Origin of the sequence: Flavivirga sp. 57AJ16 (assembly GCF_028736925.1) — a bacterium.
Taxonomy (GTDB): Bacteria; Bacteroidota; Bacteroidia; order Flavobacteriales; family Flavobacteriaceae; genus Flavivirga.
Window position 1 is genome coordinate 269,196 of the sequence record NZ_JAQZAT010000004.1, and the last position, 24,067, is coordinate 293,262.

A 24,067-nucleotide genomic window follows, 5' to 3' on the forward strand; every position below is an offset into this window, starting at 1 on the left:
AAAAAACACGGGGATATTATCGATTCGTTATTCTTGTTTTTACATCTTACTATTCGATGTCATTCACATATGTTAAGACTAACTAAATAGTTATGTCTCGTTTCATATTTATTATTAAATTCGCCAAAGCAAACAAACATCAATATACATGGCACATTTCAACTTTAAAAAATGGAATACTCTTTTAGGTTGGTTATCTTTTTTAATAGCTCTTATCACTTATACTTTAACAGTTGAGCCTACCGTAAGCTTTTGGGATGCGGGCGAATATATTTTAACATCATCTAAATTACAGGTTGGACACCCACCAGGAGCGCCTTTATTTCAAATGTTTGGTGCTTTTTTCTCAATTTTTGCTTTAGAGCCTTCTCAAATTGGTTGGGTAATGAATATGATGAGTGCCGTTTCCAGTGCATTTACTATTTTATTTATGTTTTGGACGATTACCTTATTACTTAAAAAACTTGTTGGTAATCATGAAGATCTTACTAAAAGTCAATCTATGGCCATTCTTGGAAGCGGTCTGGTTGGTAGTTTAGCTTTTTCTTTTACAGATTCTTTTTGGTTTAATGCCGTTGAAACCGAAGTATATGCCATGGCTACCTTAATTATGGCTGTTTTATTTTGGTTAGGTTTGCGTTGGGAACAGGACATGGATAAACCCCGTGGTAATCGATGGCTTATTTTAATTGCATTTGTTATTGGGTTATCTTTCGGAGTTCACTTTATGGGGCTATTGACTATCCCTGCCATTGGTCTGGTTTATTATTTTAAAAATTATAAAACCATTACGGTTAAAAACTTCATTATTGCCAATGTTGTTTCTGTTGCTATTTTACTATTCATTTTCAAACTTTTAGCACCAAATATTCTTAAAATCTTTAGTGCTTTCGAAATCTTTTTTGTGAATACGATTGGGCTGCCTTTTAATTCGGGGTCTATTATTGCTGGTGTTCTATTGGTGGCTGTCATATACTATGCATTGCGTTACACCAGACAAAAAAACTTTGTTCATTTAAATACCAGCATTCTATGTTTAACCTTTGTCATTATCGGGTTTTCTACTTGGCTCATGCTTCCTATTCGTGCTAATGCCAATGTGGTCATTAATGAAAACAACCCATCGAGCGCCAGAGAATTACTGGCTTATTATAACTTAGAACAATATCCTGAAACACATTTGTTTTATGGTCCCCAGTTTACAGATCAATACGCCTATTTGGATGAAAATAATCCTTATGTAGATGACAAGCCTAAATATGAAAAAGATGAAGAAAAAGGCGAATACGTTATTGTAAACGATTATAAAAATGCGAAGCAAAATTATAACTCAAAACACGCCTCCATTCTTCCTCGTATGTGGAGTCCCGAACATGCTGAAAACTACATGATGTTTTCCGGTTTTTTAAACTTTAAGTTAAAACCGGAATATCAAATGGAAAATCAATTACGAACGACTGTTACTAATTTCAAAAATGATGTTGCCCAAGGCCATGTAGACTATGAGGACTATAACAATTTCCTAAAGCGATTTAAAAGCTATATAGACATTGAAAAACCTTCATTGGGAAGCAATATTGCTTACATGCTTGAGTATCAATTGGGCTATATGTACTGGCGTTATTTTATGTGGAACTTTTCGGGAAGACAAGACGATATTCAAGGACGTTATGATAATCATGGCAATTGGATAACCGGTATAAAGCCTTTAGACGAACTACTTTTAGGTTTCTCACAGGACAATTTACCAAGTGATATTAAAAACAATAAAGCGAGAAACACCTATTATTTATTACCTTTTCTGTTAGGGGTTCTTGGGTTTTTCTTTTTATTCAATAAGGATAAAAAACTGTTTTGGACCATGCTCGTTTTTTTCCTTTTTACAGGAATTGCCATTCAAGTGTACACCAACGTACGTCCATTTGAACCTCGCGAACGCGACTACTCGGTTGTAGGTTCTTTTTATGTGTTTGCGCTTTGGATTGGTTTTGGGGCCTATGCCCTTTTTGATGGCTTAAGGAAACACCTACCAGAAAAATTATCGGCACCAATCATTACAGTAGCTTGTTTAATATTGGTTCCCGGTATTTTAGCTGCCAACAATTGGGATGATCATGATAGATCAAATAAATACACTGCCAGAGCCATGGCAAAAAAGTATTTAGACTCTTGTGCCGAAAATGGTATTTTATTTACTATTGGTGATAATGATACTTTTGCGCTTTGGTATGCCCAGGAAATTGAAGGATACAGAACCGATGTCCGCGTTGTTAACACCAGTTTATTCCAAACCGATTGGTATATAGACCAAATGAAACGTAAAGCCTATGAAAGTGACCCTATACCATCTCAATTAACCCACGATCTATACAAATATGGCACTAACGATTATATAGTTATACAGCCAGATATTATTAAAGACACTTTAGAAGTCAAGCAATTTTTGGATTTTGTCGCAAGTAATAATCCAAAAACAAAATACAGGTATGTATTGCAGCAGCAAAATGTTGACCTCAACCAAGTAAGGAGTCAAGATTTAAATGCCACCTATTTACCCACTGAGTTTTTAAGGATTCCCGTAAATAAAGAGAATACTTTAAGTTCTGGGATTGTAAAACCCGAAGATGCAGACAAAATAGTACCCTATATTGATATAAATATCAAAGGAGGGGCACTTTATAAAAACAGACTGCTCATGCTCGACATTGTTGCCAATAACGAATGGAAGCGCCCAATCTATTTTACAGGCGGGAGCTTTGGTGACGATGACTATCTCTGGATGAAAGATTATCTACAGCTAGACGGTATGTGCTATAAACTAGTTCCCATTAAAACACCTGTAGATAGGGCCAACCCTTTTGATATGGGCCGTGTAGATGCCGATCTTATGTATGAAAAAGTTAAAAAATGGGACTGGGGCAATAGCGGAAGCCCGGATATTTACCATGATGTTGAAACCCGTAAAAACTCCATAACCTATAGAGGTAACTTAGCTAGGTTGATTGAAACATTAATCAATGAAGAAAAACTGGATAAGGCAGAAGAAATAGCAGATATAGCCATGAAAAACATGCCCGTTGAATATTTTGGGTACTACACACTTTTAGAGCCTTATATTAGTGCTTATTACGAAGTTGGAAACAAAGAAAAGGCACAACGTTTGTTTAAGGACGTTGCTAAAAAGTATCAGGAGAACCTAAGCTACTATAGCAGTTTAAAAACCGATAATCAAGAGCGTCTATTTGAAGATATTTACACAGACATTCAACGCTATAAAGGATTGGTAGATGTTTTAATAGAATATGACATAGAATTTGCTCAAACAGAAGGCGATATATTTAACAACCACTTAAGGTCATTTAAACATTTTTACGGTGATGAGCCAGAAGAAGAAATAGTGCCGAAAGTTGAAAAAGATATACCGTCTACAGATAGTATCGTACCAATAGATAGTACTAATTAATCCGGTATGGGGCCATGACCTTAGCACCTGTAAAAACACCTTTAGTTGTTAAAAAAATATTCCCAAATTATATTTGGGACATCCCGTCAACGGATAAAGTTATATACTTAACATTTGATGATGGCCCAACACCAAAAATTACAAATTGGACACTGGATACTTTAAAAGAATACCATGCAAAAGCTACTTTTTTTTGTATTGGAAATAATGTTGAAAAGCATCCCGAGATCTTTCAGGATATTTTAGATGAAGGGCACAGTATTGGAAACCATACCCATAATCATGTTAAGGGCTGGAAAACAAAAAGCAAAGACTATTTAAAGAATATTGAAGCTGCACAAAAGACCATTAATAATCAAATCCTACATAACAATTCTGAAATCGTCAATCATAAATCATCAATCATAGACCGTCAATCGTCAATCATCAACCTATTTAGACCTCCCTATGGGCAAATAAGCCCTAAACAAGGAAAAAAATTAATAGCGTTGGGCTACAAAATAATCATGTGGGATGTCCTGTCTTTTGATTGGGATCATACCATTAGCAAGGAAGTTTGCTTACACAATATTACTAGCAAAGCAACCAACGGTAGTATTATTGTATTCCATGATAGCGTAAAAGCCTCAAAAAATATGCAGTATGCGTTACCAAAAGTGCTAGAATTCTTTAGCAAAAAAGGGTACTTCTTTAAAGCTATAAAATTAGAAGCAAATAACTAAGGTCGACCCTGTAAGACAAAAGGATAAGCCCGAAGGGGATAGCCCAGGAACTTGAAAATCGACTCAAGGACGCGGTATTAAACCTAAGACTCCTCTAGATACTGAAACAAGTTTCGTACACGAAACGAGATTAGCCTGCCTGCCGGCTCTTAGGGGATTAAGAATAACAGTTGTGTGCGATGTGCGGTATGGAATCATTTATAACGAGCCATCACCAAGTGTATAATATCACTTCAAGGTAAATCCAGATAGCCCAAGTATACCGAGAGCGCACCATAAAAATAAAACACCTCTTTCTTCCAATTTTAGGCTTAAAATTGGAATTCATCTCCTCTTAAATTTAACTACTGTGTGTACACAAATAATGCACAATAAAAAGATTAGACACGAATGGCACAAATTTTCACTAATTATTCTGTCTATTGACAGATTTCAAGCCTATATAGTCTAGGGATTCTTATTCATGCGGTGTCCAATCTATTCCATAATGTATTGGATTCGTGTGAATTTGTGCCATCGTGTCTTTTTTATAGATGTGTACTCACGGTAGTTAAATTTAAGAGGAGCCCTCTGCTGGATCAACATGTGGGATAGAATTTAAAACAGTACCTAAAAATACAGACTAGACTTGCTCCTCCCTTTTTGAAAACTACCGTGAGTACACAAATATTGATAAAGAATGGAAAAAATAGTAAAAAAAGAAATAGCAAAAAAAAGGTTAAAGATTTAGAGTCTAAGTTCAATTAATAATAGTAAGTCAGAATAGATTTAAGAGTTTGAAAAAATACTGTTTGTCATTCGTGCGAAGGCAGGAATCCTCTAGTCAAGTAAATAAGTCTAATGATTAGATGCTTCTTTCCAATTGACATTAGTTAAAATATAGAGGTGATATTGATGTATTATTTTATTCATATTGTGTTTTAGATATCGAGTGGATTCCTGCCTTCGCAGGAATGTCAAAGCAATTAATTAAGATGGTACATACGGTAGTTTTCAAAAGGGAGGATAATTTCGGCCTTGTCGAAATTTAGGAGGGTTAAATCAGGATAGATCAACAGCAGGATTTCTTTTCAGACCGTCCAAAACTTTTGCCTAAACATAACTTTTGAGCATGATCCCTCTTAGGTTCAACTTTCTGTTTTGAATTCATGGCTTCACAACTTTTCAAAACAGCGTTTTTCTAATTAAACTTTGGCAGGAATCTACCTTTAAAAAAATTGATTTTAATTGAGATTCCTATCTTCGCAGGATTTGTTTGTTAAGCGTACTGCTGAATAATACTTATAAGTGTATTGGCATCCTGTTCCCCACTTTGGCGCCATTTCATCTCGCCATCTTTATAAATAATAAGTGTTGGTAATGTCTTCACTCTTAAAGCTTCGGCCAGTTCTTCATTCTTTTCAACATCGATCTTTATAACTTTAGCTTTATCACCAAGTGCCGCAGCAACATCCCTTAAAACAAGATGCATAGCCGTTGATTGTTCGTTCCATTCCGTATAAAAATCCAACAAAACAGGAATTTCTACATCTATGAGTTCCCCAAATTTTGACATACTTTATTGTTTATTAGTCAAATCTTCTTATACAAACCTACAATTTTTATTTGTCTTTTTATCAATTATGCTAAAGTAGGTTCATTATGTCTTTATATAAAAATATAAAATTTCATAATAAATATAGCATTTATTAGCAATTATGCATTATTTGAGCCTTTTTTAAGTTCTATGACTGTAATTTCCGGCCATATTCCAACACGACCTGGGTACCCTAAATACCCAAACCCCCTATTTACGTTTATATACCGCCCTGATTCTTCATAAATACCCGCCCAATATTTATACCGCCACTTTATAGGGCTCCATTTTATCCATCCTGGAATTTCAATCCCAAACTGCATACCATGGGTGTGGCCACTTAACGTTAAATGATAATGATAATCATCATGGATGACCTCTTCCTCCCAATGACTCGGATCGTGGCTCATTAGTATCTTAAAATCATGTTTTTGCACACCAATGGCCGCTTTCTGCAAATCGCCCGCCTTCTTAAATCCGCCTTTACCCCAGTTTTCTACGCCCACAATAGCAATTCGCTGTCCGTTCCTTTCAATAAACCTGCTTTCATTTAAAAGCAAATCGTACCCCATCTCTTTTTGTAATTCAACTAAATCGGCCAAGTTTTTAGCTTTAGCTTCAGTTGTTGGCCAATCGACATAATCACCGTAATCATGGTTACCCATAACCGAAAAAACACCGTCCTTAGCTTTTAACGAACCAAATAAGTCCTTCCATGGCAACATTTCTGAAGATTTATTATTAACTAGGTCCCCTGTAAACATTATAGCATCGGATGCCTGTTCATTTATAAGGTTTACGCCGTAGGATATCTTTTGTCTATTATCAAAACTCCCCGAATGTATATCACTTATTTGTGTAATTCTATATCCATCAAAAGCTTCTGGTAAATCCTCAAAATACATCGTATAATTTAAAACCCTGTATCTATATTTACCTCGATACATTCCGTATAAAAGAGACGTTAAAGGTATTGCTGCTAAACCTAAAGCAATTTGGCTAATAAATTTACGTCTCGAGGGCAAATAAAATGTTTCTTTTGTTGTTACCAAACGATCATATAAACCTAAAGCTAATCTTATAATATCTTCACCTAAAAGAATTGGTATGAGCACTAAATTAAAAGACATAAAAGCCAATAAAAAACCAAAAGCATAGCTTTTTGCAGGGCTTAATACCCTGCCTTCTGAGTTTAATAAAAACTGAAACAAAAAATTACCTACAACTATGACGGCAATGCCAAAAAAAACATAATATATCCAAGTGTTTTTAACAACTGTTCTTAACGCTTGAAATCCATATATGCTAATTACAGTATAAAAAATAATAAAAATGACCCAACGTAACATCTCTCTTTTTTTATCAAAGATAGTAGGTATTCTAAATTAATGATTACAAAGTAATTCTTATTTAACTAATTGTTAAGAGTTTTATTTATTTTAACTAAAAATCTTTTTTCACTTTTCAATGACAAAAATCCATTATTTAATTCCCATATGAAATCCTTTTAAAAGCTATTTTACGATTAACTTTTTGTAGCTTTGGTTTTCTATCAAAATAAACAAAATGTCAGATAATAAACGTGTCTTTTTAGTTGATGCCTATGCATTGATTTTTCGTGGCTACTATGCCTTTATAAAAAACCCAAGAATTAATTCAAAGGGTGTTGATACCTCAGCAATTATGGGATTTATGAACTCCCTTTTAGACGTCATCAAGCGCGAACGCCCAGATCATTTAGCTGTTTGTTTTGACAAAGGAGGTAGCATGGATCGTGTTGATATGTACGAAGCTTATAAAGCAAATAGGGACGAGACACCTGAAGCGATAAAAATTGCTGTTCCCATTATTCAAGACATTTTAAAGGCCATGCACATTCCTATTATGGTCAAGGAAGGTTATGAAGCCGATGATGTTATTGGCACACTTGCCAAACAAGCCGAAAAAGAAGGCTACCAAACCTTTATGGTGACTCCCGATAAGGATTTTGCGCAATTGGTCTCTGAAAATATCTTTATGTACCGCCCCGTTTTTGGTGGCGGTTACGAAACTTGGGGCATTCCCGAAGTTCAGAAAAAATTTGAAGTTACCGACCCTTTGCAAGTCATCGACTTTTTAGGAATGATGGGCGATTCCAGTGATAATATCCCCGGACTTCCTGGCGTTGGTGAAAAAACAGCCAAAAAGTTTTTAGCACAATACGGTAGTATGGAAAACCTCTTAGCCAATACCCATGAGCTGAAAGGCAAGATGAAGGAAAAAATTGAAGCAAATGGTGAGTTGGGAATCTTATCAAAAAAATTGGCGACCATTATGCTGGATGTTCCGGTAACTTTTGATGCCAAAGATTTCGAATTAGACCACCCCGATATTCCTAAAGTAACTGAAATCTTTCAGGAATTAGAATTTAGACGTTTAATTGACAATTTCAATAAAACATTTACTGCTAGTAGCGAAACTCCGCAAACAGATACCACGTTAACCACAAAACAGCCAGAAACAAAAGCGACACCTAAAGAACAAGCCTCTGCCGGAGCAGGGCAATTTTCTTTATTTGGAGGTGATATTTCAGATTCAAAAACCTCTGAAACCCCTTCAGAATATACACGAAGAACAGCCGAAACAACCCCTCATTTTTATCAAAGTGTAGATTCTGGAATAGCCACCAAACTTTTCATTAAAAATTTAATGAATCAAACTTCTGTATGTTTTGACACTGAAACCACAGGTATAAATCCTATTACTGCAGAACTGGTTGGCATCGCTTTTTCCTGGGAAGTAGGCAAAGGGTTTTATGTGCCATTTCCAGAAGAAAAAACAGAAGCACAAGCCCTTATTGAACAATTACGCCCGTTTTTTGAAAATGAGGGCATTCAAAAAATTGGTCAGAATTTAAAGTATGATATTAAAGTGCTGGCTAAATATAATATGGATGTTAAAGGCAAATTGTTCGATACCATGTTGGCGCATTATCTTATCAACCCAGATATGCGGCATAACATGGATGTATTAGCAGAAACATATTTAAACTATACACCTATTTCTATTGAAACGTTGATTGGGAAAAAAGGAAAAAACCAATTGTTGATGCGAGATGTTCCTTTAGAAAAACAAACCGAATATGCGGTTGAGGATTCCGATATTACACTTCAATTAAAAGAGCATTTTGAAAAAGAACTGGGCGAAGCTAATACTCAAAAACTTTTTGATGATATTGAAGTACCATTGCTCCGCGTATTGGCATCTATGGAATTAGAAGGTATTAATCTAGATAAAAAATTCCTAAATGCCCTTTCGGAAGAGTTAAATAAAGACATTGCTTCATTAGAAGCTGAAATTTACAAGGCTGCTGGTGAAGCATTTAATATAGCATCACCAAAGCAGCTAGGGATCATTCTTTTCGAAAAATTAAAGCTTGTAGATAAGCCTAAAAAAACCAAAACCGGTCAATATGCCACCTCTGAGGATATTCTATCCTATTTAGCAAAAGAACATGAAATCATTCAAAATATTTTAGATTATAGAGGTTTGGCAAAACTAAAAAGCACTTATGTAGATGCATTACCAGATCAGGTAGAAGCATCCACTGGTCGTGTACATACAGACTATATGCAAACTGTTGCTGCTACTGGTAGATTAAGCAGCAACAATCCTAATCTTCAAAATATTCCTATTCGTACCGAACGCGGTAAACAGGTAAGGAAAGCTTTTATTCCACGAAACAAGGATTATACACTTTTAGCTGCGGATTATTCTCAAATAGAGCTCCGTATTATTGCGGCCTTAAGTGAAGAGGAAACCATGATTTCTGCGTTTAAAAATGGAGAAGATATCCATGCATCAACAGCTTCAAAAGTATTTAATGTGCCGTTAAATGAAGTGACGCGCGAACAGCGCAGCAATGCCAAGACCGTTAATTTTGGTATTATATACGGTGTTTCAGCTTTTGGGCTAAGTAATCAAACGGATTTATCGCGAAGTGAATCTAAAGAACTCATCGATACGTATTATGAGACCTATCCCAAACTCAGAAACTTTATTAGCGAACAAGTTGATTTTGCCAGGGACCATGGCTATGTACAAACGGTACTGGGGCGGCGGCGCTATTTAAAAGACATTAATTCCAGAAATGCCGTTGTTCGTGGTGCTGCCGAACGTAATGCGGTAAATGCACCCATACAGGGTAGTGCAGCAGACATTATTAAAATAGCCATGATCAATATTTATAACAAACTTTCAGCAGGAAATTATAAATCTAAAATGCTTTTACAAGTACATGACGAATTGGTTTTTGATGTCTATAAACCAGAACTGGAAACCATTAAGTCCCTTGTTAAGACCGAAATGGAAAACGCTTACACGTTATCTGTTCCTTTAGATGTTGATTTAGATATTGGTGATAACTGGTTGGAGGCGCATTAACACCCCCTCTTCCCTCTTTTAAACTTTGAGGGAATCGTTTTTAAATCAGAAAGATTAGGCAATAGTTTAGTATAAACATTGAAAGTTTCATAAAAGAAAGAAATTTCAACTTTTTTAATTATCTTACCCTTAACATAACACCCCTGTAGTCCCCTCAAGGGGACATTCCTAAAAATTAAGCCTTTGTGCAAAAACCTGGGCCTTTAAACCTATAACCATGTAACGACCTAAAGGCACAATAATTAAACGTAAATAAATATCCCCTTGAGGGGATCATAGGGGTGTCAAGTATAGAACTTTAATAATATGACGCTAAAAGACAAGGTGAACTAGAAGCTTACGGAGTTAAATTCCTAAGGTTTTCATTTGAAAAACACCCCTGTAATCCCCTCAAGGGGACATTCCTAAAATTAAGCCTTTGTGCAAAAACCTGGGCCTTTAAACCTATAACCATGTAACAACCTAAAGGCACAATAATTAAACGTAAACAAATATCCCCTTGAGGGGATTATAGGGGTGTCCGAACATAGAAGTTTATTAAATAAAAAAAGCTCTGAACCAAAAACTACCGCCGCTTCTTCTTAGATTTAAACTTCGCTTTATTTTTTCTCTGGTTAAAGGGAATGGCATCATCAAAAGTATGCTTAGGTTTACCAGGCTTATTTTTTCGCCATTTGTCGTTTTCCGGTAATAAGACTTTTAACAAATCTTGACGCCCCAATTTATTTAAGGTCCTTCTAATCCAATCTTTATTTTCCTTTTTATACCAAAAGAAAAATCGGTGTTGCTCGTCTTTTTCTTTACGTGTTTTTGGCGTTTTTACTTTTTTAAGCGTATAAGGATGATAGCCGCTGTAGTAAATAACGGTAGCCACTGTCATAGGAGTCGGCGTGAAACCTTGTACCTGCTCAAGCTGAAAACCCATATCTTTCGTTTCGGCAGCAAGGTTGGCCATGTCTTCGACCTCGCAAGCCGGGTGATTCGATATAAAATAAGGAATCAGCTGTAGCTTTAAATTTTTCTTAATATTAATCTTATCAAAACGCTCTTTAAACTTGTGAAAATAGGTAAACGATGGCTTGCGCATCAATTTCAAAACAGGATCGCTCGTATGTTCTGGAGCTACTTTTAGCCTACCAGATACATGCTTGGTCATCACCTCTTCGGTATAATCATCCAATTCCTTAGCATCTGCATTTTTATTAAACTCAGGCACCAACATGTCATGACGAATCCCACTACCAATAAAGGATTTTTTTACTTTTGGATGACTATCAACGGCTTGATACAATTTGGTTAAAGGCTTATGAGAGGTGTCTAAATTACTACAAATAACTGGAGAGATACAGGAAGGCGCTACGCACTTGTCGCATATAGACTGTACTTTACCTTTCATTTTATACATATTTGCACTTGGCCCGCCAATATCCGATAAGTAACCTTTAAAATCTGGCATATTTGCCACGGTGTCGACTTCACGTAAAATGGACTCCTGACTACGGGATGCAATAAACTTCCCCTGGTGCGCAGAAATAGTACAGAAGCTACACCCGCCAAAACAACCACGATGTATGTTTATAGAAAACTTAATCATTTCAAACGCAGGAATCGGTCCCCGTTTGTTATATTTAGGATGTGGCAAACGCGTATATGGCAAATCGAAAGAAGCATCAATTTCCTCTTCCGTCATGGTAGGATATGGCGGATTGATCATCAAGGTCTTCTCGCCTACTTTCTGAAAAATACGCCGCGCAGCCAACTTATTGGATTCCTGCTCAATAGTTTTAAAGTTAGATGCAAAAGCTTTCCCGTCCTTTAAACATGTTTCGTGCGATACAATTTCAACATCTTCCCAATGACTATTCTTGGGTATTTTAGCCCCTTTATCTAAAAGTAATGCCGTTTGCTTTATAGTGGTAATACTACTAAAAGGCACCCCTTTTTGCAACAAGCGTACAACCTCCCTTAAAGGCTGTTCTCCCATACCGTAAACCAACATATCTGCTTTTGAGCTTTCTAAAATAGTAGGCATTAATTTATCGCTCCAATAATCATAATGCGTTACACGACGCAACGAAGCTTCAATACCACCAATTAGAACAGGAACCTCGGGCCATTTTTCTTTTAATATTTTAGAATAGACTGTTGTGGCATAATCTGGTCGAAAACCAATATCACCATTTGGCGTATACGCATCTTTATCACGGCGTTTTTTATTAGCATTATAATTGCTAATCATAGGGTCCATACAACCTCCGGTAACTCCAAAAAACAATTTTGGAGCACCCAATTTAACAAAATCCTGAAGGTTATCATTAACATTAGGTTGTGGCACCACGGCTACGCGCAAACCATAACTTTCTAAAATACGTCCAATAACTGCTGGTCCAAACGACGGGTGGTCTACATAAGCATCACCGCTAAATAAGATAACGTCCAGCGCTTCCCATCCGCGTATTTTAACCTCTTTGTTTGTGGTAGGCAACCAGTCTGAAAGCTTTAATTCTTGCATAACTTTGCAAAAGTAGTCAAAAATTGACTCTAAAATAGAATAGCTAAACAAATCACAGCTATAATTGATTATTAGCCCCTTAAAATGTTTAATTTAGATTCCCGCTTTCACGGGAATGGCAACGTTAATGTCAGTATGGACCATACTTTATTAACGATAACATATATCGCTAACAAGTGAATCCTGAATTCTAAAATTATCCCAACGAGAAAAAGGGGTTGTTAAAACAGGGTTAAATTCTAACAACAACCATTTAAACACGTTAATAAGCAGCCATTAAAATTTGATATCCAACACACAATTTATCTATAAATCTTCATGTGTAAATTTTACATGAAATTATCTCACTTCACTATTTGGTAATCAAATATATAATCGTAAATTTGCAAACTCTTTTTGAGAGAGGAATGTTTAATAAATAAAAAATAATTAGTGTGAATACATTAAGCTACAAAACGATTTCAGCCAACAAAGCTACTGTAAACAAGCAGTGGGTTTTAGTTGATGCTGAAGGTCAAGCACTTGGTCGTCTCGCTTCAAAAGTCGCAAAACTTTTAAGAGGTAAGCACAAGCCAAACTTCACACCACATGTTGACTGCGGCGATAACGTTATTGTTATCAATGCAGAAAAAATCAACTTATCTGGAAACAAATGGACCGAAAAGACGTACATTCGTCACACAGGTTACCCAGGTGGTCAAAGAAGTTTAACTGCTACGGAATTGTATGGGAAAGACCCAGCAAGGGTAGTAGAAAAAGCAGTAAAAGGAATGTTGCCTAAAAACAAATTAGGTGCAGATTTATTCCGTAATTTAAACGTTGTTGTTGGTTCAACTCATACACATGAGGCCCAAAAACCTAAAACAATTAACTTAAACGAATTCAAATAATGGAAGTAATTCACAAAATTGGCCGTAGAAAGACGGCTGTTGCTCGTGTGTATGTGGCCCCAGGAAAAGGGAACATCACGATTAATAAAAAAGACATAACGTCTTACTTTACTACTGCAACATTACAGTATAAAGTAAAACAACCTTTAGTTATGACTAACAATGATAGCAACTTTGATATTACAGTTAATGTATTTGGAGGAGGTATTACAGGTCAAGCAGAAGCTGTTCGTTTAGCAATATCCCGCGCTATGTGCGAGCTTGATGCTGAAAACAGATTAACTTTAAAACCAGAAGGTTTATTAACTAGAGATCCAAGAATGGTAGAGCGTAAAAAATTCGGACAGAAAAAAGCGCGTAAGAAATTCCAGTTCTCTAAACGTTAAAATCCTCAACTCGATTGGGGATCTGTTTCTAGGTTATCTCAATCTTGTTGAAATTGAAAAATTTAAACAGATCCTGAAACAAGTTCAGGATAAAAAAAACTAGTTATTGTTGTCCTAGTCCAAAAGACAGGATTTAGTTTAGCATCTAAATGGTTAAGGCGATTTAAAGAATGACCTCTTGATCATTGCTAATTCAACAGAACGTAAACTATTACAAAATGGCAGTAGAAGTAAAAGAATTACTTGAAGCAGGTGTACACTTCGGTCACCTGACGCGTAAGTGGGATCCAAACATGGCTCCTTACGTATATATGGAGCGCAACGGCATCCATATTATCAACCTTTATAAAACAGCGGCAAAAATTGATGAAGCATGTGCTGCATTAAGCAAAATTGCCAATTCAGGTCGCAAAATTTTATTCGTTGCAACAAAAAAACAAGCAAAAGATATTGTAGCAGAAAAAGCAGGTTCTATTAACATGCCTTACATCACAGAAAGATGGCCAGGTGGTATGTTAACCAACTTTGTTACTATTAGAAAAGCTGTAAAAAAAATGGCTTCCATTGATAGAATGAAGAAAGATGGCACATTTATGACGCTTTCTAAAAAAGAACGTTTACAAGTAGATCGTTTAAGGGCTAAGTTAGAAAAAAACTTAGGTTCTATTAGCGATATGACTCGTTTACCAGGCGCTTTATTTGTTGTAGATATTAAACGTGAGCATATCGCGATTAAAGAAGCACAAAAATTAAACATTCCTATTTTTGCAATGGTAGATACCAACTCGGACCCACGTCAAGTTGATTATGTAATCCCTGCAAATGATGATGCTTCTAAATCAATTGATAAAGTTTTATCTCACGTTGCAACTTCAATCGCTAATGGCTTAGCCGAACGTAAAGCAGAAAAGGATGCTTCGGCATCTGCTACTGAAGCTCCAAAGGCTAAAGCTGCTCCAAAAGCTAAAACAGTTGCAGCCGAAGAAGAAGAATAAATTAACAATTACACAATACAAATAAGTCGTTTAATTCTTTTCTTAACCGAAATTATTTGAACGACTTTTTTAAATTAGAAAAGATATGGAATCTACAGTAAAAATTACAGCGGCAGAAGTAAACAAGCTAAGACAAGCAACTGGTGCTGGTATGATGGATTGCAAAAAAGCTTTGGTTGAAGCTCAAGGCGATTTTGACAAAGCCATTGAAGTATTACGTAAAAAAGGACAAAAAGTAGCTGAAAAGAGAGCCGACAGAGATTCTTCTGAAGGGGCAGCTGTTGCTAAAATTAACGCAGACCAAACTCAAGGAGTTGCTATCGTATTAGGTTGTGAGACTGATTTTGTTGGTAAAAACGAAAACTTTCTTGCTTTAGCAAACGAATTAGCCGAAATTGCTTTAAATCACGACACAAAAGAAGCGTTTTTGGCTGCCGATTTTGGAGGTATGACCGTTGCAGATAAATTAACAGAACAAACAGGTGTTATTGGTGAGAAACTAGACATTACTTCTTTTGAAAAATTAGAAGCACCATTTGTAGGGTCTTATGTCCATATCAATAAAATTGCTGCATTAGTAGGTTTATCTGCGAAAGTAGACAACGCTGAAACACTAGTTAAAGACGTAGCCATGCAAGTCGCTTCTATGGGAGCAACTACATTATCCTATAAAGATTTTGATCCTGCGTTTATTGCTTCAGAAACAGAAGCTAGAATTGCGGTTATCGAAAAAGATAATATTGAATTAGGTCGTTTAGGCAAAACACTTAAAAATGTACCTCAGTTTATCTCTATGGCACAATTAACTCCTGAGGTTTTAGCCAAAGCTGAAGAAGCTGCTAAAGCTGAATTAAAAGCTGAAGGTAAGCCAGAACAAATCTGGGATAGAATCTTACCAGGAAAAATGGAGCGCTTTATTTCTGATAATACAACGCTTGACCAAGAAAAATGCTTATTGGATCAAAACTTCATTAAAGATGAAAAAATAAATGTTGCTAAATATGTAGCATCTTACGGTGATGTTGAAATTACAGGTTTCAAACGTGCTACTGTAGGGTAACAAATAAATTCCTGTTTGCACAGGAATCCCATCAATAAAAAACCACCGTTCAAAAAAAGAATGGTGGTTTTTTTATTCTTATTGTATCGTCCTGAAATATCCTCATACCATTTTTACAAAACCAGTGTAAATACCAAATAAACTTCAAAATAACTGGTTAAATCCGTTTAGCTCACTATCATTTATTTTTATAATAAGGAGTTCGTGAATCTTCGATTTCTATTTCCTTTATTTTTCAATAAAAAACATAAACATAACTAGGCTATGCTTATGTTTTTTATCTCATCTAAAGAAAATATAATTCAAATTTATTACCAATCATTTTAAAATTCATTTGGTATAACAAAAACAAACTATAATCTAGTTAATAAATATGGTTAATACTCAATAAAATTCAGACATTTTTTAAAATATTCTGTATTCTACAATTAGCAAATTAACGCTATTTTTTAGCCCTTTTATATTTTTGATATATCCGTCTTCGTTAAACAGCAAAAAATTGTTTAGTTTTGCACAACTTCAGTAAATCAACGAATGAAATATAAAAGAATACTCCTAAAACTATCAGGAGAAGCATTAATGGGGGATCGTCAATATGGTATTGACCCAGAACGATTGGCAGAATATGCCCAAGATATAAAGACCATTATAAATGAAGGTGTAGAGGTCGCCATAGTTATTGGCGGTGGAAATATTTTTAGAGGTGTTGCTGGAGCTAGCAAAGGTATGGATCGCGTACAAGGTGATCATATGGGGATGCTGGCAACCGTTATAAATGGTTTAGCCCTACAAAGTGCTTTAGAAGATGCCGATATACCAACCCGTTTACAAACAGCAATAAAAATTAACGAAGTTGCCGAGCCCTTTATTAGAAGAAAAGCGATGCGTCATTTAGAAAAAGGACGGGTCGTTATTTTTGGTGGAGGCACAGGAAACCCTTATTTCACTACAGATTCAGCAGCCGTTTTAAGAGCGATAGAAATTGAAGCTGATGTTATTTTAAAAGGAACCCGTGTTGATGGTATTTATAATAAAGATCCTGAAAAAGATGACAATGCTACTAAATTTAATTTCATATCTTTTGATGATGTTTTACGCAAGGGATTAAAAGTAATGGATACCACAGCATTTACGCTTAGTCAAGAAAACAAATTACCTATTATTGTTTTCGACATGAATAAAAAAGGTAATTTATTAAAAGTTGTTTCTGGCGAAAAAATTGGTACCGAAGTTAACTTATAATATTTGGCGTAATTTTTGAAATAAGTATATTCGTATTTGGTTTTGAACCAATAAATTAAAATATGAATGCTAGCTACACAGGTCACTTTAGCGAATATGTGCAGATAGCTTTCATATGGACCTAAAAGTTTTATACAATGAACGAAGACATACAATTTATATTAGATTCCACAAAAGAAGCTATGGATAATGCTATAAAGCATTTAGAAAAGCAATTTGTTAATATTAGAGCGGGAAAAGCCAGCCCTGCTATGCTTGGTAGCGTCATGGTAGATTATTATGGTTCACAAACGCCATTAAGCCAAGTTGCTAATGTAAATACACCGGACGGACGGACCATTACTGTACAACCTTGGGAAAAAAGTATGCTACAAGAAATAGAACGAGGTATAGCTTATGCGAACCTTGGTTTTAACCCAATGAACAATGGTGAAACGATCATTATTAATGTTCCTCCATTAACAGAAGAACGGAGACGTAATTTAGCAAAACAAGCCAAATCTGAATCTGAAGATGCTAAGGTTAGTATAAGGACAGCTCGTAAAGATGCTAATAATGACATTAAAAAATTAGATGAAGTATCGGAAGATTTAATAAAGAATGCTGAAATTGATATTCAACAAATGACCGATACATACGTTAAAAAAGTTGATGATCTTTTCGATACGAAAGAAAAGGAAATAATGACCGTGTAATTTTAAAAGCGACATTTTAGTCGCTTTTTTTAGTAAACTTTAGTCTCTCACCATTTTAAATGATAAAACACTTTTCTTTTATTTTTTGTTTTATTTGCGCAACATTTACATATGCACAAACGTCATCAAAAAATATTTTGGTCCCTGCTCAAGATTCTATTAAAAAAAGGGAATTTATCAAACACCTTGGCAATGGATACCTACCTACCAAATATTTCAACTTCGATTTAAGGTATTTAATTAAATACAATCAATATGAAGGTATAAGAACAGGTTTAGGAGGCGTTACTAACAACAATTTTTCTGATAAATACCGTATAAATAGTTATGGTGTATATGGCTTTAGGGATCATCGTTTTAAATACAGTATCGGTGGAGGTTTTAGATTAGCTAAAAAAACAAATACCTGGATAAATCTAAATTATACTGATGATTTACAGGAAACAGGAAGTACCAAATTTTTAACAGATGGGCGATTCTTTCAATTTTTTGAACCTCGCCTATTAAATATAGATTTGTTTCACAAGCTTGTTACAAAATCTATAAATATAGAACACCAATTAAATCCAAAATTATTAACCAAAGCCGAATTGGCTATTAGTAATATAGATCCTACTTATAACTACGGGTATGTTTTAGACAATAGTATCATTAGCTCTTTTCATTTAAGTACCGCTAAACTATCTTTACAATGGAACCCGTTTAGCCGGTTTGAAGTTTCAGGGGGCGAATTAAAAGAAACTAAAAATGGTTATCCACAATTTACGCTTCAATATACCAAGAGCTTTAAAAATGTTTCTAAAAGTGATTTTAACTTTTCTAAATTAGATTTTAGAACTATTTATAAAATAGGGAATGAAAATGATGGTATCTCTGAAATAGTTTTAGTTTCTGGAATAACGAATGGTAATACGCCTTTAACGCATTTGTATCATGCTTACCCTAACAATATTACCAAAGAAACTATCATGCAACGCTTTTCGGTAGCTGGGTTAAACAGCTTTGAAACCATGTATTTTAATGAGTTCTTTTCAGATAAATTTACCACTGTACAGTTGAAGCATTATTTAAAGCCTTTCAATATTTCGGAACACTATAAGCCACAAATCGTTTTAATAACCCGATATGCCCTAGGTGATATAAAACAACCTGAACTGCATCAAAATGTCACTTTTGGATCTTTAAAAAAGGGGTATACAGAATCTGGGTTTGAAATTAATAAATTACTCTTTGGTTTCGGTTTAAGCTTTACATACCGCTACGGTGCCTATCACTTGCCAGAAATTAGTGATAATGTCGCTTTTAAGTTTACATTTAACGTCTCTTTATAATGAATTCATTTAATTAATTAACGAGAGTCGACACAAGCAATAACGATTATCATTGGTAACTATCTTATTTTTAAGTGCATGCCCCCTCGAGCGCAGTCTAGAGGTTCTTATATATCCTTAAATTTTAATAGGTCTCGACTTTAGTTTATACTGAGCGGAGTCGAAGTACTCGACCCGACAATGGTTTAATTAACTGAAAATCAATTTTATATAAAAATATTATGTTGACTCACGTTAATTATACTTATTACCAAATGCTAAGTCCAAAAACCTGCTAAATAAAAAAGCAATCCAAATTCTTTGATTACTTCTTTTATTTATCACTCTTATCTCCACTAAACGCAATTTAGCGGTAGCTTCTCTTTTTTACCCTCTGTGGAGACCGCTAAAAATATTGCTGATGTATTGGATTATCTCGTAAGAGACGTTTTAAAACCATCTTTCGATAAGCGTATGTAGATACGCTGGAAGATTTCGAACTGCTTACTGAGGATGGTCAAAATCATTTATTCGCTTTGCTCGATGCTTTTTTAAGGGATACTAAAGCTAAAAAAGCATATTATTAAAAAAATCATAAAAGAACCCCATAATTAATCCTTTAAAAAACACAAGGCTTCCCTATAACATGTCCTGTTAGGTTGCACTAATGCAACCTTTTTAAGATTAATTGACTATAAATCAATCAATTAACTTTTTATTAGGCATCAAAATATTAGTTTATTGATTTTCAAATAGTTATAAAAACTTGCTTTTTACCGTTTTTGCAACTCAAAATCCATAAAAAAGCCACATTCTATTTCTAAAATGTGGCTTCTCTTGTTTTCTTACTCTTACCGCCACTAGTTTTTAAAACTAGCGGTAGCAGGGGGACATTATAAGTAGAGTTAGAAAAGTGCGTCACAGGGTCAATGCTTGTCCAACGAGCAATGGCTGGGTTATTAATCTCTAACAGATATTTTTTTATTCACAAACAAGTATCTGTCTTTATATTTAAATTCATTATTATTTCCATATATAGAATCTTTTCGTTCAACAAGAATACCCCTTATAAAATTATCTCCTGAATTTTTAAAGTATTCTCCATATGTAACTATTCTTTTTGCCCAATATTCATTATAATTCCTTTTTTCATTTGAAGAACCACTTATCAAACTAGGAAACGTATCATATTCTATTTCTTTATAATTAGAAAAATCCTCTTTTAATTCAAACTCTTTTTTTGGTCTTAAATAAGTTAGAAAAATTATCATCATTAGCCTTTACCAAAGCTATTTGAACCTGAAAGTGTTTTTGTTTCTTAATTGAATCAAAAACTTTAACAGCATAATAATTGCCGTATAATTGCAATGTGTCATTTTCCTTTATACTCCAAAATTGATTTACGGTGCTAGACCCATCTATATTTATATATTCATAAACAATCTTAATTCCATCATTATTAATAGAAATAAGATTTCCTTTAATAAAACCATTTTTTGAAAAATATCCAGAATCTATAAATTTATCATTTTCATAATATGATCTTAATCTAAAACTATCTTCTTTTTTAGATGGATAATAGATAGTCTTTGTTTTAGCTCCTTCATCATTTGTTGAATAAAAAACAGAATCATTTCTGACAATAGAATCATCATCATTAGCCTTTTTGTTTTTGATGCACCCTATAAAAACCATTAGGCTCAATACCCATAAATGTTTTCTCATTTTTATAATTACTGTTTAACTTTTATATAATTAATATTTGTCGAATCAACTCTTTCCCAAGGAACAATTCCGGTTTTGGTCATTCCTCCACTTACTCCTTCATGAAGAGTATCTTTCAGTACAGTACTATTCCCATTCTCATCTTTATAATAAACGTTAAATACAGAAACAGTCTTAGTTGCAACTTCTCCAGAGGTATTAATAGTTTCCATTGAGCCGCCTCCGCTATCAAATAAATCAATAACCGTTCCTGCTGCTTCTACTTTATCCAGAGCATCATTAACATCATCCATTCCGTCTGTCATAGCTGAAGCAAGGTTTTTATCTCCTTTTAAAGTTGCGTTTGTCTTTCCATCTCCAGTTTTAGGGTTTTTGCCCACTGATGCAAAGCTTGCCATATTATCTATAATTGGGTCTACATTAATTTGTTCAGTATCTCCTGACCCTGTTCTTATTAGGCTTTGATCTCCTGAAGCCCCCTTATTACTGGTTAAGGCAGCTCCTCCCATATTCGGATTACTACTATCGGTTTTTCCAGATGGAGCATTAAAACTTTTTCCATCATTATAAAAGAAATCACGAACAGCATTAGCCATATTTGAAGGAGCATTTCTAATTTGTTGAACTTTATTGTTTACAGCTCTAACTGCACTTACTGCTGTATTGACTGCGCCTTTTACTTGTCTTACCTTATTTGTCAACCATTTTATAAGGTTGCCACTTCCAAAAGGCATCATCCCATCAGGATCAATAAAATAAACAGGGTTATCAAACGCATAGTTATAAGGCGAGTGCCTTCTCATCTGTTCGGCAAGGGGGTCAAGGTTCATCCACTTGCCGATCGCGGGGTCGTAGTTGCGGGCAGTGATATCGTACCAGCCGAGCTCGAGCTCGTCCTGGTACTCCTTCCCACCAAACTTCCGCTTCAAGGCTATATTGGTAGAGTTCACGTTATTATTGTACCCCTTGTGTTTCAGCCCGAAGGGATAGTAGTTTATGCGTTTTTTTCAACTACGGTCACCTTTTACAGCCTATTACTCCAAAGAGCAGCTACAAAAATTTTCTTTTTAAGAACGTATACTAAAACCACACTTTATCGCTAAAGCGTGGCTTCTTATTTTTATTTATTGCCTACTCGACACGGCACTCGTCAAAGACGAAGCGCTAGCGCATACGAGGACTAGCAGGGGTTATAAACAAAAACCACACTACAACTATCTAATATGGCTTGTGTGTTTTTCTTACTCGGTACGCCACTAGTTTTTAAAACTAGCGGTAGCGGGGGAATAGCAGGGCTACAAGTTCTCGCTATCGGGTAATCGAAAACCTCATTCTGGAGGAATTAACTTAATTTTTCCTTCATGGTATTCTAAATGATAGTTCTTTCCTTTATTTAAATAAATTACATTATCCACTATTCTTTCATCTATCTTTATCGTAATTTTTAATTTTTCCAAATTATTTACTAAGACTCTCTTACTTTTAAGGATTTGTCCATTTCGTAATCTGTATAAATCCACATTATTCTTTTCAAATCCAAAGGCAAATTCATAAAGGCCCACAGGGTACATTCTTTCTCCTAAGTTAAGATTTTTGAATGCTAGGATATCATTAAAACTTACATCAATAGTTTTTTTCTCAAAGTCTTTCCCTATAAAACTAATAACCACAGAATACTTTTCTTGAGCTATTACGTTATAACTTTTACAATTAAAAAAAACTAGTAATATTAAAAGTGTTATTTCTTTAATTTTCATTTTTATCTAAAATTTGAAGAACAGAAGAAGGCATTTGTTGATTGTTAATCTCTAGCTTATAAGCTGTTCTATAAAAATTATCACTATTGTTATACCAATTTTCTAAGTTTTTTGAAAACCTTTTCAAATTAAAACTTCTTCCATACTTCTCGGCAATTGAGGTAGGTTTATTAGGATGAATCCTTATTCCTGATTCTTTTTTGAAAAGCCCACTCATAACCTGTCCCTCAAACTCAAAGTTACCCAGAGCAGGTCTTTTATTATAATTTTCAAAATCACCTCCGTTGGTATAATAATCATGTGAATAAGCATGAGCAAATTCCTCTGGAAGAATATCCTCTAAATTCAACCCACCCCTTTTAATCTGACCAAGGTCGAATGTAATATCTCCTCCCTTTGCGCCTTGTTCCATTTCAAAGTTTCCGTAATCATCAACGAGAACATTTCCTTCACTATCCACTTTCTCTGTTTCCGATCTATTTGGAAAAAACATTCCATGACCACCTCCTAAATCTCCTGTAGTACCAACTTTATAAACCGCATCACTCTCATGTAGCTTTGTAAATGCCTTATCAAAGCTTTTAGAATTTTTTCTCAAATAATGTATTAAGGCTCCTATAAGCATTCTATTGTTTCTTGCTTCTTCGCTATTGTCATCTTCATTTCCCCAAACAACTTTTTGTCCATCGGGATCAATAAACATAATTGGATTATTGATAGCATAAGCGTAAGGTGAATATTCATAATAATTATCTGCTAACGGATCAATATTCATCCACTTTCCTAAACTGGCATCATAATTTCTTGCACCATAATCGTGCCAATCTAAACCAAGTTCTTCTTGGAACTCTTTTCCGTTATAGGTTTTCTTAAGTGCAATATTACTGGAGCTTACGTTATTATTGTAACCTTGATGGCGCAGCCCAAAGGGGTAGTAGTCTATGCGTTTTTTTGAACTACGGTTACCTTTTACAGCCTATTACTCCAAAGAGCAGCTACAAAATTTTTCTTTTTAAGAACGTATACTAAAACCACACTTTATCGCTAAAGCGTGGCTTCTTATTTTTATTTATTACCTACTCGACACGGCACTCGTCAAAAACGAAGCGCTAGCGCATACGAGGACTAGCAGGGGTTATAAACAAAAACCACACTACAACTATCTAATATGGCTTGTGTTTTTTCGGATCAACACAAAAAGTTGTGGAGTAGCATAAAAAGTTTAAACTTTGCTTATTAAAAAACTCTATGCTTACCCCTGATTTATTTGCTATTGTCAAACTATTGCTTCCAGAAGTTTTAATCTCTCATT

18 protein-coding genes are annotated in these 24,067 nt (G+C 34.9%); 10 read left to right on the plus strand and 8 right to left on the minus strand.

What is annotated here, in order from left to right; translation table 11 throughout:
* Nucleotides 1-148: 148 nt before the first annotated feature.
* Together PQO00_RS06310 and PQO00_RS06315 are read left to right on the plus strand one after the other, a co-directional pair.
* Nucleotides 149-3,463, plus strand: a complete 3,315-nt coding sequence (locus PQO00_RS06310) for a DUF2723 domain-containing protein (protein ID WP_274183982.1) — start codon at nt 149-151, stop codon at nt 3,461-3,463.
* A 14-nt stretch (nt 3,464-3,477) separates the two neighbouring features.
* Nucleotides 3,478-4,185, plus strand: coding sequence for a polysaccharide deacetylase family protein (locus PQO00_RS06315; protein ID WP_274183983.1), 708 nt, complete (start codon nt 3,478-3,480; stop codon nt 4,183-4,185).
* 1,258 nt (nt 4,186-5,443) lie between these two features.
* Here the strand turns inward: PQO00_RS06315 and PQO00_RS06320 are convergent.
* Nucleotides 5,444-5,740 (minus strand): co-chaperone YbbN, encoded by a 297-nt coding sequence (locus PQO00_RS06320; RefSeq protein WP_135878533.1) that lies wholly within the window; start codon nt 5,738-5,740, stop codon nt 5,444-5,446.
* A gap of 140 nt (nt 5,741-5,880) precedes the next feature.
* Nucleotides 5,881-7,110, minus strand: coding sequence for a metallophosphoesterase (locus PQO00_RS06325; protein ID WP_274183984.1), 1,230 nt, complete (start codon nt 7,108-7,110; stop codon nt 5,881-5,883).
* Between the two features lie 217 nt (nt 7,111-7,327).
* Here PQO00_RS06325 and polA point away from each other — a divergent pair, with 217 nt between their 5' ends.
* Nucleotides 7,328-10,183, plus strand: coding sequence for a DNA polymerase I (gene polA, locus PQO00_RS06330; protein WP_274183985.1), 2,856 nt, complete (start codon nt 7,328-7,330; stop codon nt 10,181-10,183).
* A gap of 565 nt (nt 10,184-10,748) precedes the next feature.
* Here the strand turns inward: polA and PQO00_RS06335 are convergent.
* Nucleotides 10,749-12,695: a YgiQ family radical SAM protein gene (locus PQO00_RS06335; protein ID WP_274183986.1), complete on the minus strand. Its 1,947-nt coding sequence runs from the start codon at nt 12,693-12,695 to the stop codon at nt 10,749-10,751.
* Between the two features lie 434 nt (nt 12,696-13,129).
* Between PQO00_RS06335 and rplM the strand changes: the two genes are divergently transcribed.
* From rplM to PQO00_RS06370, 7 genes are all read left to right on the plus strand, one after another.
* Nucleotides 13,130-13,585, plus strand: coding sequence for a 50S ribosomal protein L13 (gene rplM / locus PQO00_RS06340; protein ID WP_274183987.1), 456 nt, complete (start codon nt 13,130-13,132; stop codon nt 13,583-13,585).
* Nucleotides 13,585-13,971, plus strand: a complete 387-nt coding sequence (gene rpsI / locus PQO00_RS06345; protein ID WP_274183988.1) for a 30S ribosomal protein S9 — start codon at nt 13,585-13,587, stop codon at nt 13,969-13,971. The genes rplM and rpsI overlap by 1 nt, the downstream gene beginning before the upstream one ends.
* Nucleotides 13,972-14,189: 218 nt before the next feature.
* Nucleotides 14,190-14,966 (plus strand): 30S ribosomal protein S2, encoded by a 777-nt coding sequence (gene rpsB, locus PQO00_RS06350; protein ID WP_274183989.1) that lies wholly within the window; start codon nt 14,190-14,192, stop codon nt 14,964-14,966.
* 85 nt (nt 14,967-15,051) lie between these two features.
* Nucleotides 15,052-16,026 (plus strand): translation elongation factor Ts, encoded by a 975-nt coding sequence (gene tsf / locus PQO00_RS06355; protein WP_274183990.1) that lies wholly within the window; start codon nt 15,052-15,054, stop codon nt 16,024-16,026.
* 534 nt (nt 16,027-16,560) lie between these two features.
* Nucleotides 16,561-17,268: a UMP kinase gene (gene pyrH, locus PQO00_RS06360; RefSeq protein ID WP_274183991.1), complete on the plus strand. Its 708-nt coding sequence runs from the start codon at nt 16,561-16,563 to the stop codon at nt 17,266-17,268.
* 137 nt (nt 17,269-17,405) lie between these two features.
* Nucleotides 17,406-17,963 carry a ribosome recycling factor gene (frr, locus tag PQO00_RS06365; RefSeq protein ID WP_274183992.1) on the plus strand — a complete coding sequence of 186 codons (558 nt, stop codon included), beginning with the start codon at nt 17,406-17,408 and terminating at the stop codon, nt 17,961-17,963.
* 59 nt (nt 17,964-18,022) lie between these two features.
* Nucleotides 18,023-19,294, plus strand: a complete 1,272-nt coding sequence (locus PQO00_RS06370) for a hypothetical protein (protein ID WP_274183993.1) — start codon at nt 18,023-18,025, stop codon at nt 19,292-19,294.
* A gap of 938 nt (nt 19,295-20,232) precedes the next feature.
* On the opposite strand, the gene PQO00_RS06375 is transcribed toward PQO00_RS06370, so the two are convergent.
* The 5 genes from PQO00_RS06375 to PQO00_RS06395 form a co-directional block, all read right to left on the minus strand.
* Nucleotides 20,233-20,544 (minus strand): hypothetical protein, encoded by a 312-nt coding sequence (locus tag PQO00_RS06375; protein WP_274183994.1) that lies wholly within the window; start codon nt 20,542-20,544, stop codon nt 20,233-20,235.
* Nucleotides 20,501-20,998, minus strand: a complete 498-nt coding sequence (locus tag PQO00_RS06380; RefSeq protein WP_274183995.1) for a hypothetical protein — start codon at nt 20,996-20,998, stop codon at nt 20,501-20,503. Before PQO00_RS06380 ends, PQO00_RS06375 begins: the two co-directional genes overlap by 44 nt.
* An 8-nt stretch (nt 20,999-21,006) precedes the next feature.
* Nucleotides 21,007-21,948 (minus strand): RHS repeat-associated core domain-containing protein, encoded by a 942-nt coding sequence (locus tag PQO00_RS20320; RefSeq protein WP_337992827.1) that lies wholly within the window; start codon nt 21,946-21,948, stop codon nt 21,007-21,009.
* A 378-nt stretch (nt 21,949-22,326) separates the two neighbouring features.
* A complete protein-coding gene (locus PQO00_RS06390) occupies nt 22,327-22,755 on the minus strand; it encodes a hypothetical protein (protein ID WP_274183996.1) in 429 nt (142 codons plus the stop codon).
* Complete coding sequence (locus PQO00_RS06395; protein ID WP_274184002.1) at nt 22,745-23,698, minus strand: RHS repeat domain-containing protein; 954 nt, start codon at nt 23,696-23,698, stop codon at nt 22,745-22,747. Before PQO00_RS06395 ends, PQO00_RS06390 begins: the two co-directional genes overlap by 11 nt.
* Between the last annotated feature and the right edge of the window lie 369 nt (nt 23,699-24,067).

Bases quoted from the DNA above. Each gene is read 5' to 3' on its own strand.
- PQO00_RS06310 (WP_274183982.1), top strand. From the start codon at position 149: ATGGCACATTTCAACTTTAAAAAATGGAATACTCTTTTAGGTTGGTTA.
- PQO00_RS06315 (WP_274183983.1), top strand. From the start codon at position 3,478: ATGACCTTAGCACCTGTAAAAACACCTTTAGTTGTTAAAAAAATATTC.
- PQO00_RS06320 (WP_135878533.1), bottom strand. From the start codon at position 5,740: ATGTCAAAATTTGGGGAACTCATAGATGTAGAAATTCCTGTTTTGTTG.
- PQO00_RS06325 (WP_274183984.1), bottom strand. From the start codon at position 7,110: ATGTTACGTTGGGTCATTTTTATTATTTTTTATACTGTAATTAGCATA.
- polA (WP_274183985.1), top strand. From the start codon at position 7,328: ATGTCAGATAATAAACGTGTCTTTTTAGTTGATGCCTATGCATTGATT.
- PQO00_RS06335 (WP_274183986.1), bottom strand. From the start codon at position 12,695: ATGCAAGAATTAAAGCTTTCAGACTGGTTGCCTACCACAAACAAAGAG.
- rpsI (WP_274183988.1), top strand. From the start codon at position 13,585: ATGGAAGTAATTCACAAAATTGGCCGTAGAAAGACGGCTGTTGCTCGT.
- rpsB (WP_274183989.1), top strand. From the start codon at position 14,190: ATGGCAGTAGAAGTAAAAGAATTACTTGAAGCAGGTGTACACTTCGGT.
- tsf (WP_274183990.1), top strand. From the start codon at position 15,052: ATGGAATCTACAGTAAAAATTACAGCGGCAGAAGTAAACAAGCTAAGA.
- pyrH (WP_274183991.1), top strand. From the start codon at position 16,561: ATGAAATATAAAAGAATACTCCTAAAACTATCAGGAGAAGCATTAATG.
- frr (WP_274183992.1), top strand. From the start codon at position 17,406: ATGAACGAAGACATACAATTTATATTAGATTCCACAAAAGAAGCTATG.
- PQO00_RS06370 (WP_274183993.1), top strand. From the start codon at position 18,023: ATGATAAAACACTTTTCTTTTATTTTTTGTTTTATTTGCGCAACATTT.
- PQO00_RS06375 (WP_274183994.1), bottom strand. From the start codon at position 20,544: ATGATAATTTTTCTAACTTATTTAAGACCAAAAAAAGAGTTTGAATTA.
- PQO00_RS06380 (WP_274183995.1), bottom strand. From the start codon at position 20,998: ATGAGAAAACATTTATGGGTATTGAGCCTAATGGTTTTTATAGGGTGC.
- PQO00_RS06390 (WP_274183996.1), bottom strand. From the start codon at position 22,755: ATGAAAATTAAAGAAATAACACTTTTAATATTACTAGTTTTTTTTAAT.